At 43.2% G+C, this 14,789-nt stretch carries 10 protein-coding genes; 4 read left to right on the top strand and 6 right to left on the bottom strand.

Going from position 1 to position 14,789, the window contains the following annotated elements; all coding sequences use genetic code 11:
- Positions 1-3 precede the first annotated feature (3 nt).
- The 3 genes from carA (at position 4) to BVU_RS20025 (ending at position 6,844) form a co-directional block, all read left to right on the top strand.
- On the top strand, positions 4-1,080 hold the full coding sequence (gene carA, locus BVU_RS20035) for a glutamine-hydrolyzing carbamoyl-phosphate synthase small subunit (RefSeq protein ID WP_005839651.1): 1,077 nt from the start codon (positions 4-6) through the stop codon (positions 1,078-1,080).
- Positions 1,081-1,103: 23 nt separating this feature from the next.
- Positions 1,104-4,331: a carbamoyl-phosphate synthase (glutamine-hydrolyzing) large subunit gene (gene carB, locus BVU_RS20030; RefSeq protein ID WP_005851444.1), complete on the top strand. Its 3,228-nt coding sequence runs from the start codon at positions 1,104-1,106 to the stop codon at positions 4,329-4,331.
- A 167-nt stretch (positions 4,332-4,498) separates the two neighbouring features.
- The gene (locus BVU_RS20025) at positions 4,499-6,844 is read left to right on the top strand and encodes a PAS domain-containing protein (protein WP_005851445.1); all 2,346 of its coding nucleotides are present in this window, start codon (positions 4,499-4,501) and stop codon (positions 6,842-6,844) included.
- A gap of 240 nt (positions 6,845-7,084) precedes the next feature.
- Here the strand turns inward: BVU_RS20025 and BVU_RS20020 are convergent, their stop codons facing one another.
- The 3 genes from BVU_RS20020 to BVU_RS20010 all read right to left on the bottom strand — a co-directional run bounded on the left by BVU_RS20020 (position 7,085) and on the right by BVU_RS20010 (position 9,544).
- Positions 7,085-7,528, bottom strand: a complete 444-nt coding sequence (locus BVU_RS20020) for an Hsp20/alpha crystallin family protein (RefSeq protein ID WP_005839658.1) — start codon at positions 7,526-7,528, stop codon at positions 7,085-7,087.
- A gap of 264 nt (positions 7,529-7,792) precedes the next feature.
- On the bottom strand, positions 7,793-8,251 hold the full coding sequence (locus tag BVU_RS20015) for a hypothetical protein (RefSeq protein ID WP_005839660.1): 459 nt from the start codon (positions 8,249-8,251) through the stop codon (positions 7,793-7,795).
- A gap of 234 nt (positions 8,252-8,485) precedes the next feature.
- A complete protein-coding gene (locus BVU_RS20010; RefSeq protein WP_012055977.1) occupies positions 8,486-9,544 on the bottom strand; it encodes a linear amide C-N hydrolase in 1,059 nt (352 codons plus the stop codon).
- A gap of 500 nt (positions 9,545-10,044) precedes the next feature.
- On the opposite strand from BVU_RS20010, the gene BVU_RS20005 reads away from it, so the two are divergent.
- Positions 10,045-11,133 carry an HpaII family restriction endonuclease gene (locus BVU_RS20005; protein WP_005851449.1) on the top strand — a complete coding sequence of 363 codons (1,089 nt, stop codon included), beginning with the start codon at positions 10,045-10,047 and terminating at the stop codon, positions 11,131-11,133.
- 128 nt (positions 11,134-11,261) lie between these two features.
- On the opposite strand, the gene BVU_RS20000 is transcribed toward BVU_RS20005, so the two are convergent.
- The 3 genes from BVU_RS20000 to fabD form a co-directional block, all read right to left on the bottom strand.
- Positions 11,262-12,959 (bottom strand): alpha-amylase family protein, encoded by a 1,698-nt coding sequence (locus BVU_RS20000; protein WP_005843111.1) that lies wholly within the window; start codon positions 12,957-12,959, stop codon positions 11,262-11,264.
- Positions 12,960-12,974: 15 nt separating this feature from the next.
- Positions 12,975-13,760: a patatin-like phospholipase family protein gene (locus tag BVU_RS19995; protein WP_005843112.1), complete on the bottom strand. Its 786-nt coding sequence runs from the start codon at positions 13,758-13,760 to the stop codon at positions 12,975-12,977.
- Positions 13,761-13,885: 125 nt separating this feature from the next.
- Positions 13,886-14,773, bottom strand: a complete 888-nt coding sequence (fabD, locus tag BVU_RS19990) for an ACP S-malonyltransferase (protein WP_005843113.1) — start codon at positions 14,771-14,773, stop codon at positions 13,886-13,888.
- Positions 14,774-14,789 lie beyond the last annotated feature (16 nt).

The raw sequence follows: 14,789 nt of genomic DNA, 5'->3' as shown, positions 1-14,789 counted from the left end.
TAGATGAGAAATGTAACATTGATCCTCGACGACGGGAGCCGTTTCCCGGGCAAGTCGTTCGGTTATGAGAAACCGGTAGCCGGCGAAGTGGTGTTTAATACCGCTATGACCGGTTATCCTGAGAGTTTGACAGACCCTTCATATGCGGGGCAGCTGATGACCTTAACTTATCCGTTGGTCGGTAACTACGGGGTACCTCCCTTTACTATCGAACCCAATGGCTTGGCTACTTTTATGGAAAGTGAACGTATCCATGCCGAAGCGATTATTGTAAGTGATTACAGTGAAGAATACAGTCACTGGAATGCGAAAGAAAGTCTGGCCGACTGGCTGAAGCGTGAGCAAGTGCCGGGCATTACAGGCATCGATACCCGTGAACTGACCAAAGTTCTTCGCGAACATGGGGTAATGATGGGGAAAATTGTATTTGATGATGAACCCGGCAATGTGCCCGAAGCAATGTATGCAGGTATCAATTATGTAGATAAAGTATCGTGTAAGGAAGTGATTCGTTACAATGAAGGTGCAGGTAAGAAAAAAGTGGTGTTGGTGGATTGTGGTGTAAAGACAAATATTATCCGTTGCTTACTGAAACGGGATGTGGAAGTGATCCGTGTTCCTTGGAACCATGACTTTACAGGGATGGAGTATGACGGATTGTTTATTTCGAACGGTCCGGGTGATCCGGATACTTGCGATGAGGCGGTACAGCATATCCGCAAGGCGATGAGCCTGAGCGACAAGCCTATCTTCGGCATTTGTATGGGGAATCAGTTGCTTTCCAAAGCAGGAGGTGCCACCATCTATAAATTGAAATACGGTCATCGCAGCCATAACCAACCGGTGCGCATGATAGGAACGGAACGTTGTTTCATTACCAGTCAGAACCACGGTTATGCGGTAGATAATAATACATTGGGAACCGATTGGGAACCGCTGTTCATCAATATGAATGACGGTTCCAACGAGGGTATCAGGCATAAAACCAAACCTTGGTTCTCGGCACAGTTCCATCCGGAAGCTGCATCGGGACCTACGGATACCGAGTTCCTGTTTGATGAGTTTGTGAAGTTGTTATAAACCGTGTATTAAAAAGAACAAGTATGAAAGACGAAATAAAGAAAGTATTGTTATTAGGTTCCGGTGCCTTGAAGATTGGCGAGGCCGGAGAATTTGACTATTCGGGTTCGCAAGCATTGAAAGCCTTGAAGGAGGAAGGGATTGAAACGGTTCTGATCAACCCGAACATCGCTACCGTGCAGACCAGCGAAGGGGTGGCAGACCAGATTTATTTCCTGCCCGTTACTCCTTATTTTGTAGAGAAGGTGATAGAAAAGGAACGTCCGGACGGCGTGCTCCTGTCTTTCGGCGGACAGACTGCCTTGAACTGTGGGGTGGCACTGTACAAAGCAGGTATCTTCGAAAAATACAATGTCCGTGTGTTGGGTACTCCCGTGCAGGCCATCATGGATACTGAAGACCGTGAATTGTTTGTAGAAAAACTGAATGAAATCAATGTCAAGACCATCAAGAGCGAAGCGGTGGAAAATCTGGAAGATGCCCGTCGCGCCGCTAAAGAATTAGGTTATCCGGTCATTATCCGTGCCGCCTATGCATTGGGTGGTTTGGGCTCAGGTTTCTGTGACAATGAAGAGGAACTGAATGTTCTGGCTGAAAAGGCCTTCTCTTTCTCTCCGCAGGTATTGGTGGAAAAGAGTTTGAAAGGCTGGAAGGAGGTGGAGTATGAAGTGGTCCGTGACCGTTATGATAACTGCATCACTGTATGTAACATGGAGAACTTCGACCCGCTGGGTATCCATACCGGCGAGTCTATCGTGATCGCCCCTTCGCAGACACTGACCAATGCGGAATATCATAAACTTCGTGAACTGGCTATCCGTATCATCCGCCATATCGGCATTGTGGGCGAATGCAATGTACAGTATGCCTTCGATCCCGAATCGGAAGATTACCGTGTCATTGAGGTCAACGCCCGTCTTTCGCGTTCGTCTGCATTGGCTTCCAAGGCTACCGGCTATCCGTTGGCTTTCGTTGCCGCCAAATTAGGCTTGGGATATGGGTTGTTCGACTTGAAAAACTCGGTGACAAAGACCACCAGTGCCTTCTTCGAGCCTGCACTGGACTATGTGGTGTGCAAGATTCCCCGTTGGGACTTGGGCAAGTTCCACGGTGTGGATCGTGAACTGGGCTCGTCCATGAAATCGGTGGGCGAGGTGATGGCTATCGGACGTACTTTCGAAGAAGCCATTCAGAAAGGTTTGCGCATGATTGGTCAGGGAATGCATGGTTTTGTAGAGAATAAGGAATTGGTTATAGAAGACGTGGACAAAGCCCTTCGTGAGCCGACGGACAAACGTATCTTCGTGATCAGCAAAGCCATGCGTGCAGGTTACACGGTAGACCAGATTCATGAGCTGACCAAGATTGACAAATGGTTCTTGCAGAAATTGCAGCACATCATGGACACTTCTAAAGAGATGCACGAATGGGGCAATAACCACAAGCAGATTACCGATATGCCGGACGAATTGCTCCGCAAGGCGAAAGTGCAGGGATTCTCCGATTTCCAGATAGCCCGTGCCATTGGCTACGAAGGAGATATGGAAGACGGTATTCTGTATGTGCGTAATCATCGTAAGCAGGTGGGAATCCTTCCGGTGGTGAAACAAATCGATACTTTGGCGGCCGAGTACCCTGCACAGACCAACTATCTGTACTTGACGTATAGCGGTGTGGCCAATGATGTGAAGTACTTAGGCGACCATAAATCCATCGTGGTACTGGGTTCGGGTGCTTACCGCATCGGTTCGTCGGTGGAATTTGACTGGTGTGGCGTGCAGGCTTTGCAGACTATCCGTAAGGAGGGTTACCGCAGTGTCATGATTAATTATAATCCCGAAACGGTTTCTACCGACTATGATATGTGCGACCGTCTGTACTTTGACGAGCTGACTTTCGAGCGTGTGATGGATATTCTCGAACTGGAGAATCCTCACGGAGTCATTGTATCTACCGGTGGCCAGATTCCCAATAATCTGGCTCTCCGTCTGGATGCGCAAAATGTAAATATCCTCGGTACCAGTGCCAAGAGCATTGACAATGCCGAAGACCGGGATAAATTCTCGGCCATGCTGGACCGCATCGGAGTGGATCAGCCCGAATGGAGCGCATTGACTTCTATGGAAGACATCCATGCCTTTATTGACAAGGTAGGCTTCCCTGTTTTGGTACGTCCCTCGTATGTGCTGAGTGGTGCGGCCATGAATGTCTGCTCCAATCAAGAAGAGTTGGAACGCTTCCTGAAACTGGCTGCCAATGTATCGAAAAAGCATCCGGTAGTGGTGAGCCAGTTCATCGAGCACGCCAAGGAAGTGGAAATGGACGCTGTGGCTCAGAATGGTGAGATTGTGGCATATGCTATCAGTGAGCACATTGAGTATGCCGGAGTGCATTCGGGCGATGCCACTATCCAGTTCCCACCGCAAAAGCTGTATGTGGAAACGGTGCGCCGCATCAAGCGCATCTCCCGTCAGATAGCCAAGGAATTGAATATCTCCGGTCCGTTCAATATCCAATATCTGGCAAAGGACAATGATATCAAGGTAATTGAATGTAACCTTCGTGCTTCACGCAGCTTCCCCTTTGTCAGCAAGGTGCTGAAAATTAATTTTATTGAACTGGCTACCAAAGTGATGCTCGGACTGCCGGTTGAGAAACCGAACAAGAATCTTTTCGAGTTGGATTATGTGGGTATTAAGGCCAGCCAGTTCTCTTTCAACCGTTTGCAGAAAGCCGATCCGGTATTGGGGGTAGACATGGCCTCTACCGGTGAAGTAGGCTGCATCGGTACGGATACTTCGTGTGCCGTATTGAAGGCGATGCTGTCTGTGGGGTATCGTATTCCGGAAAAGAGCGTGTTGCTTTCTACAGGTAATGCCAAGCAGAAAGCGGATACCTTGGAAGCGGCCCGTATGTTGCAGAAGAAAGGTTATAAACTTTATGCCACCGGAGGCTCATCCCACTTCCTGACCGAGAACGGGGTGGAAAATACCCGCGTGTATTGGCCCAGTGAGGAAGGGAAACCTCAGGCACTGGATATGTTGCATCGGAAAGAGATAGACATGGTAGTCAATATCCCGAAGAATCTGACAGCCGGGGAGTTGGACAATGGATATAAGATACGTCGTGCCGCTATCGACCTGAATGTGCCCTTGATAACCAATGCTCGTCTGGCAAGTGCGTTTATCAATGCTTTCTGTACCATGACGATAAACGATATCGCTATCAAGAGCTGGGCGGAATATAAATGATTTTAATGGCTGATGATATGTGGTTAATGGGGTGTGGCAACAGTGCACTCCATTAACTATTAATCAGTGACTTCTCTTTTATCGGAAAATAAATCACTATTCTTTCTGTGTTTACAAAAAGTTTTCTACTTTTGTCCAATTAGGAATCCTAAAGATATTCAAAACAAATGGATTGTGAACACAAGCTTAAAGTATTAGAGCAGGAAATTGAATCGTTGAAAGAGGAGAACAGGCTGCTGAAAGAAAAATTATCTTCTTCTGAAAAAAACTTTGATGGCGTTAGTTTCAAGGAGAAATATGCGGTAAGAATATTAGATTCCTTGCCGGATATGTTGACCGTTTTCAATCATGAGGAAATGGGGATAGAGGTGGTGTCTAATGAGGAAACAAATCATGTGGGTGTATCCAACAACGATTTTAAGGGGATGCGTATGCAGGATATGGTTCCTAAAGAGGCTTATCACAATATACATAATAATCTTCAGAAGGTTATTTCGACAGGTAGGGGTTCTACAGCCCATCATGAATTGGATGTGGACGGGACGCTTCATTATTATGAAAATCGTATTTTCCCCTTAGATGAAGAATATGTGTTGATAATGTGCCGTGATATTAGTGAAAGAGTTGCCACACAGCAGAATTTGGAAATATTTAAACGGATATTGGATAGGGTCAGTGATAGTATTCTGGCTGTATCGGCTGACGGAACCTTAGTCTATGCCAACCGGCAGTTTATTGAGGAATATGGAGTGAAAGGGGAATTAGGAACACAGAAAATCTATGATTTGCCTGTTTCCTTGAATACTAAAGAACAGTTTGATAAACGTGTTCAGGAGATTCGCGACAACGGAGGTAATTTTGCTTATCGTGCCAAATATACCCGTGTGGGAGAAACAAAACTTCGTGTTCATCAGGTTTCGGCCTTTATGATTCAAAATCAGGGCGAGGAAATGATTTGGTTCTTTACACAGGATATAACAGATGTTATCAAGAATCGTGATGAATTGCGTGAATTGAATTATCTGATGGATGCTATACTGAATAATATTCCTGTTTATTTGTTTGTGAAGGACCCTGAAGATGATTTCCGATATCTTTATTGGAATAAGGCGTTTGCCAGTCACTCTAAAATTCCTGCTTCCAAAGCGTTGGGGCGTACTGATTTTGAAGTATTTCCCGAATATGAGAATGCGGAGAAGTTTCATCGGGATGATTTGGAATTGATTCGTACCCGCGAACGTATGGAAATGCAGGAAACGTATGTGACGGCTACAGGAGAGCCCCGTATTGTGCAGACCTTGAAAACGTTGGTTCCTCTGGAAGGGAGGACACCGCTCATTATCGGTATTTCATGGGATATTACCAATATACAGAATATAGAGCAGGAATTGATATTCGCCCGTATCAAAGCCGAACAGTCCGACAGGTTGAAAACCGCTTTCCTTGCCAATATGAGCCATGAAATCCGTACTCCGCTGAATGCAATTGTGGGATTTTCGCATTTGATGACTATAGCGGATAACGCAGAGGATGAAAAACTTTATTCGGACATCATCAACCAGAATTCGGAAATATTGTTGCAATTAATCAATGACATACTTGATTTGGCAAAAATAGAGGCGGGTACATTGGAATACATCAGATATCCAATGGATTTGGGAGAATTGTGCCGTAATGTGTATGAGATGCATAAGGATCGGGTGCAGACTGGGGTTGTTTTGATATTAGACAATAAAGACACCAGCTTGATAATCAATGAAGATCAGAACCGAATTATGCAAGTTGTTACAAATTTGATAACCAATGCTATAAAATTTACTTTCAAAGGGGAAATCCGTTTTGGTTTTGAAGTGAGGGAGGAGTATATTGATTTTTATGTAAAAGATACGGGAATGGGTATCTCCGAGGAGAAGATTAAAATGATTTTTGAGCGTTTCGTGAAACTGAATACTTTTGTTCAGGGAACAGGTTTGGGGCTTGCGATTTGTAGGGTGATTGTAGAAAAACTAGGTGGAGAGATTACTGCGGAATCCAAACTGAATGAAGGTTCTACTTTTCGTTTTACGATTCCTTATAAGGCGGGTAAAAAAATTCCGGAATCCGGAAAGGTTACGAAGTGTCCGGAATCAGGGAGTACGGGACCGAGAAAAGTGTTGCAAAGAAGAACAGTACTGGTGGCGGAAGATGTAGACAGCAACTTTTTGCTGTTAAAGACATTGTTAGGGAAAAGATGTAATCTGCTATGGGCTAAGAATGGAGAGGATGCGGTGAATCAATTTAAAGAACATCAGCCCGACTTGATTTTGATGGATATCAAGATGCCCCATATGGATGGGCTGGAGGCTACGCGCCTGATTCGTTCTTATTCAAAAGAAGTGCCTATTGTCGCTTTGACTGCCTTTGCTTTTGAGTCCGACAAAGACAGGGCTATAGAAGCCGGATGCGATGATTTCCTGACTAAGCCGGTTTCACAAAATGCCTTGGAAAAAGTGTTGGATAAATATGTTAAGTAGACATTGGCGAGGTATAGTGCGTAAAGACAACAGGCAATATGGAACAGAACAGGGAAGGGAGGATGCAATGCGAAGATTATAGATCTTACCCCCGGAAGATTATAGATCTTACAGGTGAAAGATTTATATCTTTGGGTTGTAAGATTACGATGGACTCATAGGGAATAGAAACGGACTTTTATAAAAACAAAAGAGGAACTGCCTCTGCGGCAATCCCTCTTTTCTGAATTTGAGAGCATGTTATTTAACTTCGATAACCTTGGCTGCTTTTTCTTTGTCTTCCGGCGTACGTTTCGGCAACTCGATAGTTAATACACCATCGTTTACTTTTGCATCAATTTTATCTTTATCTACATCATCAGGCAGGATCAATGTCTGTTGGAATTTAGAATAAGAGAATTCGCGACGCAAGTAACGGCTTTCTTTCTTGCCTTCTTTATCACCTTCGGTACTTTCTGTTTTCTTTTCCATAGAGATAACCAAGTCGTTGTCTTCGTTGATATGAATCTTGAAGTCTTCTTTGGTCATTCCCGGAGCGGCGACTTCTACTTTGTAGTCTTTGTCACTTTCAATAACATTGATGGCGGGAGCTGTTGCATTGGCTTTTACCATCCAGTCGTTATCAAAGAAATCATTAAAAATACTTGGTAACCATGTTTGGTTTGATCTTCTTACTGGCATCATAATCTTAATCTCCTATAGGTTTTGGTTAAACATTTTGTTTATTTCTGAATTCCTTCACCTTTCGGCTTTGTCATTCACTATCCATAATGCAAACCGCATACCATTAGTTCGATGATATGCGGTTTATATTGCACTCTTTTAAACCTATAAAGGTTTTCTTAAAGATTAAAACCTTTGCATTAAAAGTTGGTAAGCCTCTTTAAACATTTGATTGTCAAGGCTACTGCCAATTTGTAATTTTAGGGGGACAGATTGACAGTTGTTCTATATCAGCTTGAACCGCATACGGAAGATTCCGTCTTTATAGTCGTGGCTTATAATTTTAAATGTACCTATTTCGGACGTATTTTTCACGTGTTGACCTATACAGAGGCATTCGTCGTAATCGCCGACTTTTACAATCCGTACGGTTTCGGAAGCTTTTTCCGGTAAACGTTTCATGTCAAAGCGCCCTATAGCTTCCTCTTGAGAGATAAATTCCATTGTAACGGGCAAATTTCTTCGCAATACTTCGTTTACGGTGTTTTCTATTCTTATAATATCCGCTTCTTCCGGACAGGTTTGCAGCGCAAAATCCAGCTTGCTTTTTTTGCGTTCTATATGGGCGGATATTGCCCGTCCGCATCCGAAAAGATTGACCATTGTCCTGTTTATGACATGCTCTGTAGTATGCATGGGAGGGTATTCCTGTTTATTATGGTCGTTGAGTGATGGTTGTTCCATAGTTATTTTATTTTTGTTCTGATTTTGATGGGATATTAAAATCCGTTCAAAGATAAATTATTCTTTTGTAATAAGGAAGCAGAGAGGAAATGATTGCTTTTGTATTATTATAAAACAACGAATTTTAAAAGATACTCAATGCCGGAGGGGAGTACTTTTGCAGAAAAGTATGACGTTCACGAGGCTCTTAACCGATTTTAATGAGGCATGAACGTCATATTGATTTTTACTGTTTTACATCACAGGGGTTTGGAATAAGAATACAAATGAGTCGCTGTCTTTTAAATCTTTTACAGCATCTCCTGCATAAATCTTTCCGTTGGTGAGGGGCAGTTTCTTGATTCCGGCTTTGGGACTGAAGTCGATTTTCTTCAAATCCAACCAAAACAGATTAGGAGTCATGACCGATTCAAAATAATATATTTTATTCTTCTGATCGGATACAGAACGCCAGCGGGTGGAAGATATATGAGGTTTGTCCGGTGTGGTAATTCCGAAAGGGACAGATACATTACGCATCACACTGAGTACACTGGGTACAGCTATTTTAGCGTCCGGAGTCTGAGGGATTGCATGTATATAAAAAGAGGCACGCACAAAGCGGTCGCTGGAACGGTTCGTGCCCGGCAGCATTTGCAATCCTCCTACTTCTTTCCAGTAATCATTGATAGCCAACTGATAATCATATCGTGGAGAATTGGTCATCACTTGGAATTCTTTTCCTTCGTGTATGCTTAAATTCCCGTCCAGATATTCCAAAACCGCTGTATTTCCTGTTTCATCTGTAATAGCCAGGTGAAGAGTGGAAGCTGAACCGTTGGGCATGTGGGGAGCATCAATGCGGAATGATTCTTTTTTCAGCTCCTCAACAGCTTCATGTACGGTGGCAAAATTGTCCAGTACATATTGTGTCCATATGCTGATTCCCATGACAGGACGTGTATCTCCCGGACGGTCAAAGACGGATTCTGGCAAAAATAACAGACTGGCAACCAATCCTTTTTCATTCATTCCGTCACACGTACCTATATCATATCCTGTTGCAATGACGCTGCCGTATTTTGAAGTCCATTTCACGGCATTTTCTTTATTATATCCTGCACGTTGTATTCCTCTGGGGAAAACATAGATATTACTCATAATATCTTCTTTCCAGTCCATTGTACGTCCGGTTACTACCATATGGTCCGGTCCGATATAGACGGCACGCGTGCATGCATCCGCTTTTTGTACGCTCATATAGAACATACCTGCCAATGTTAGTAATGCAATACTTCCTTTTTTTAATTTCATGATTCTATCATTTATAAAGATTGTCTTTGCCATTTAGAACAAACCGGATAAGGAACAGGTTTATGGAAATGCAGTGATTTGTGATACATTTGTTGATAAATGCTAATTCATCGGTTCGATTGGAACGTAAATCACATCCGCATTCCCTTCATAAATTTCTACCTGATTATCCTGTCGGAGGGATTCTGTTGAGAACGATTGAAGATAGGTCGAGGTTTCTGGATTAAAAGAAATACTTGTTTTATCGTAAAAGTAAGGGGGATAAAATAAAAAAGGAGCAACGCCTTGCTCCAACCTTTGTTAACCTTAAATCTAATACTATGAAAAACACATTGCAAAGGTACGGACTTTTTGGAAAATAGCAAATAATCAGACTTAAAAAGTATGCTATATAACATTGTTTAATATTTGCGTTTCTCGAAAACCTGTTTTTTAAGACTTCTTTTGCGTATCTTTGCAGCCGTTAAAAAATAGCAGACGATAGTAAAAAGAGAAAATATATGGCATTTGAAGCGACAAAGAGAGAGTGGGGCGAGCTTTACGCCTTTTTCCGCTTGTTAGCGGACGGATATGTGTATGCAGGTACGCCTGATGTGAAAAGGAATGAAGTGCAAAAGCTTCCTGTGGCGATGGTACAGCGTGAGGAACATGACGGGACACGCCGTTATATTCTGGAGGATGAGGCGACCGTACGTATTTGTGGGGAAAAGATAGATAAGCAGATACCTCGTGAGGATTTTGCGGCTGTGGCAGAGTTGGTTTTTGCTGCTGTCAAAGAGAGCCGAGAGAATGATGTGATGTCTCCCGACGGTGTAGAAGAATTTTTAGATGAAGTCGCCATTTATGACTTGGAAGCAAAGACGGATGACCGTACTGATTTCTATGTTGCTTTTTACAGTATAGAGGCTCCGTTGGTAGGTTTTTGCGTTCGTTCCCGTTTGGGAACTATGTTCCCGTTGTTGGATGGAGGGCGTACCGCCAATTTGAAGTTTGAGCAGACAGGTGTTAAATTCGCTACTCCTACCGTAAACAAAATTAATGCTTTTGGTGAAGAAGATGATGTGGCAGGACGTATGTTGATGATAGAACGCTTGGGAGGAATCTTAAAATATAATGATGTGGCCGATAAGGTATTCCGTAGTAATCTTTGCATGATAGATCTTCATTTTCCCCGTATGTTGGGCGAGATGTTGCGTGTCATGCATTTGGATGGTATATCCAAAGTTAGTGACCTGACAGAAGCAATCAAACAAATCAATCCGTTGAAAATAAAGGATGAATTGATCCATAAGCATAGTTATTATGAATATAAGATGAAGCAGTTTCTTATGGCTTTGGCTTTAGGAATGCGTCCTGCCAAGATATTTAATGGGATAGATTCTGCCATATCCGGTTTTCTGTTTGTAAATGGTAATGGAGAGGTACTTTGTTATCAGAAGGCTGACCGTCAGGTATTTGCCGATTTCCTGTTTGTTAATTCCCGGTTTGAGAAAAGTTCTACTGAAAAAGATAAATACGGATATCTGGAACGTGAGAACGGAGTCTATTATTTTAAGCTGAACTTGAAAATCGGTCTGTTGAAGAGATAGGACAATGAAGGAATTTGTATTTTCCTAGAGTTAAAATGTTTTTTACCACAGATTACACAGATTGAAATACGATTTATTGCTTATTTCAATCTGTATCTGTGTTAATCTGAGTAATCTGTGGTGGGAAACTATAGCTTGAATTTCAGAATTTTTCCATTCATTCCATCTAGTAATACGGGAGTTGTTTTGTCCGGCATAAGAGTCAGCTTCTCTGTGTTTCCGGTCAGCAATTCGGTTGCCTCATATTCTCCATAACGATGGATGCCTAAATAATCAAACGCATGTTGCGGAATATTGACGGCTGAACGTGCCGGTATGGAGTCAAAGTTAACCATAATTAATATCAGTTCATCATCCTGTTTTCGTAAAAAGGCGTATTGTTTATGTTCGTTAAATACCCATCCGGCCAGATTGGCATAGGTTAAGTCAAAGAACACACCTTCCCGTATGGCTTTTTCACTGTTGCATATATTCAGCAGACGGGTATAGAATTGTTTCAATTGCTTTTCATCCTCATTCAGGAATTTATTGTCAAACTTGCCTCCATTGCGCCAGCGGCGTATGCTGTCCACACTCCAGTAATCAAAGATGGTAGTTCTTCCGTCACGCCCGCTGAAACCTTCCGTATCCATGCCATGTTCTCCCAATTCCTGCCCGAAGTAAATCATGACCGGATTGGTATTCATGCAAGCCGATACAATCATTGCGGGGATGGCTTTTGAGCCGTTTCCGGCAAAATAATCGGAAGCTATGCGCTGCTCGTCATGATTTTCCAGGAAATTGAGCATTCGTTTTTCAATACCTCCCAAGCTTTGCCAGCGTTGTGGAATAGCAGTTGCCGATTCCCATCCGCAGGTAATGGCACGTAGTGTATCATACAGACCTACTTTGTCATATAAATAGTCGAATTTGCCATTGAACAGATAATTTCTGTATTCTCCCGGATTATAGACCTCGGCGATAAAGATCAGTTTCGGATGTTCAGCTTTGATTTGCGGAATCACCCATCCCCAGAATTCTACAGGAACCATTTCTGCCATATCACAGCGGAATCCGTCAATGCCTTTGGCAGACCAGAACAGTAGGATGTCACGCATCTTCACCCATGTGTCCGGAATCGGTTCGAAGTGGCGGCTATGACCGTTCAAGTAGTCTATACCATAATTCAGTTTCACAGTTTCATACCAGTCATTGGAGTTGGGCCATGCGTCAAAACGGTCATTACCGGTTGCTTTTGCCGGAAACTCTATGTAAGGTTCCGCTGCGCCACGGTGCAGGTCAATATTGCCTTCCAGCTTTGTATCGGGAATATAATAGAAATTATTGTTGGGGCTGAAAGCTTTTGTCACATCATCTTTCTCACCCAAATCGGTTACTCCTTCAGGCTTGGCGTCTGAACCATATTGGCGGGCTACATGGTTGGGGACAAAATCAATGATGACCTTCAATCCGGCTTTGTGGCTTCGTGTTACCAGATTCTCGAACTCTTTCATACGGTCCGGGATACTGGTTGCCAAATCAGGGTCTACATCATAATAATCCTTGATGGCATACGGTGATCCGGCCTTTCCTTTTACTACTGCGGGATGATCGGGTTTGATGCCATAGCGGGTATAATTGGTTTGGGTAGCATGTTCAATGATACCTGTATACCAAATATGTGTAGCACCCAGTGTTTTGATCTCGTTTAAAGCCTTTGTCGTGAAATCGGCCATTTTTCCGCAACCGTTTTCCTCCAAAGAACCATTAGGCTTACAACGCAGGCTGTTGTTCCCGAATAAACGGGTGAATACCTGATAGATAATAATTTTTTCTTGTGTATCCATTTTATTTTTTTTTGTTTATCTCCAAATTGTTCCATTCTCCAGGAGTAGTCTGTCCAGGAGTTCCGTTGCCGTATTGTATCCTTTTTCGAATATCTCTTCGGCTCTTTCCAGTTCTCTGTTGCTGTATTCTTCCAGTCCGTATGATTCGATCAGCAAATCTGCAATCCCTTTTTGAGGCAGTGTATTGGCTTGGAAAATAAAATGATAGGCTCTGAGTGCGATGCTTACCACATTCTTGCTATATTCATCTGCTACCAGCGGATCTACATTGAGTGCTATCACTTTCTCGCATTCTTTGCGAATGGGGCTGACCGGCAGGTTCATCAAGATTCCTCCATCTACATAATATGTATTGTTGATGCGTATGGGGGCAAACAAGATAGGCATACAGCAGGAAGCAGCCAGTCTTTCGGCTATTTTCCCTTTTTTAAAAGAAACGATGCGTCCGTGATCCAAATCGGTGGCGGTAATAATAGTGGGAATTTTTAGTTCTTCTATCGTTTTCGACTCCAAGTTGCTGTTTAAGAAATCGATAAAACTATCCAGTTTCAGCAGACCTTGTTTGTTGATAGAAAAAGTGGTCAGTTCTTTGAATGAATGGTGCTCAAAAAGTTCAACAATATGATAAGGCTCTTTGCCGTCGGCATAGAAGACAGCGGCAAGAGCACCTGCACTTACTCCGGAAAGTATTTCCGGCCTGATGCCATGTTCATGCAAAGCCTGCATAATCCCCAAATGGGCAAATCCTTTTATAAATCCTCCGCTCAGGGCATAACCAATGTTATATTTAAATTCATTCATAGTCTGATCTCGTTTAGATATCGACAAACTTACGAATATTTTTGTGAAATGCCATAAAAAAAATACGGATTACTCAGCATATTCCGGTAATCCGTATAAAATTTATAATAACTGAATTTTGTTTATCAAGCAATACCGTGTGCGTTGACCGATCCATCAATTTTCTTGATCAGTCCTTGCAGTACAGCACCCGGTCCGCATTCGGTAAAGTCATCGGCACCATCGGCAACCATATTCTTCACTGTCTGGGTCCAGCGTACGGAAGCGGTGAGCTGAGCTACCAGGTTTGCCTTGATTTCAGCGGGATCTGTGTGAGGCAAAGCGTCCACGTTCTGATATACAGGGCATTTCGGAGTATGAATTTCAGTAGCGTTGATAGCAGCTTCCAGTTCCACTTTGGCGGGGTTCATCAGCGGAGAGTGGAAGGCGCCTCCCACTTTCAGCGGCAGGGCACGTTTAGCACCGGCAGCTTTCATTTGCTCGCAAGCCTTGTTGATTCCTTCGATAGAACCTGAGATGACAATTTGTCCCGGGCAGTTATAATTGGCAGCCACTACCACTTCTCCTTCTTTAGAAATCGCTTCACAGATTTCCTCTACTTTTTCGTCAGGCAATGCAATGATGGCAGCCATCGTAGAGGGTTGTGCCTCACAAGCTTTCTGCATAGCCATAGCACGTGCATAAACCAGTTTCAGACCATCTTCGAAAGACAATGCTCCGGCTGCAACCAATGCGGAAAATTCGCCCAGCGAGTGTCCGGCAGTCATTTCAGGTTTGAAATCATCACCCATGCAAAGAGCGGAAATTACCGAGTGCAGAAAAACGGCAGGCTGAGTTACTTTAGTCTGGCGCAAGTCTTCGTCAGTACCTTCAAACATGATGTCTGTGATACGGTATCCTAAAATGTCGTTTGCTTTTTCAAAAAGTTCTTTGGCTAAAGCCGAGTTTTCGTACAGGTCTTTACCCATACCTACAAACTGTGCTCCCTGTCCGGGGAATACAAATGCTTTCATATTTTTCCTATTTTGG

Origin of the sequence: Phocaeicola vulgatus ATCC 8482 (genome assembly GCF_000012825.1) — a bacterium.
GTDB classification, from domain to species: domain Bacteria; phylum Bacteroidota; class Bacteroidia; order Bacteroidales; family Bacteroidaceae; genus Phocaeicola; species Phocaeicola vulgatus.
Note: the sequence above shows the minus strand (reverse complement) of the source record. Positions and strands in the feature narration are given on the sequence as shown.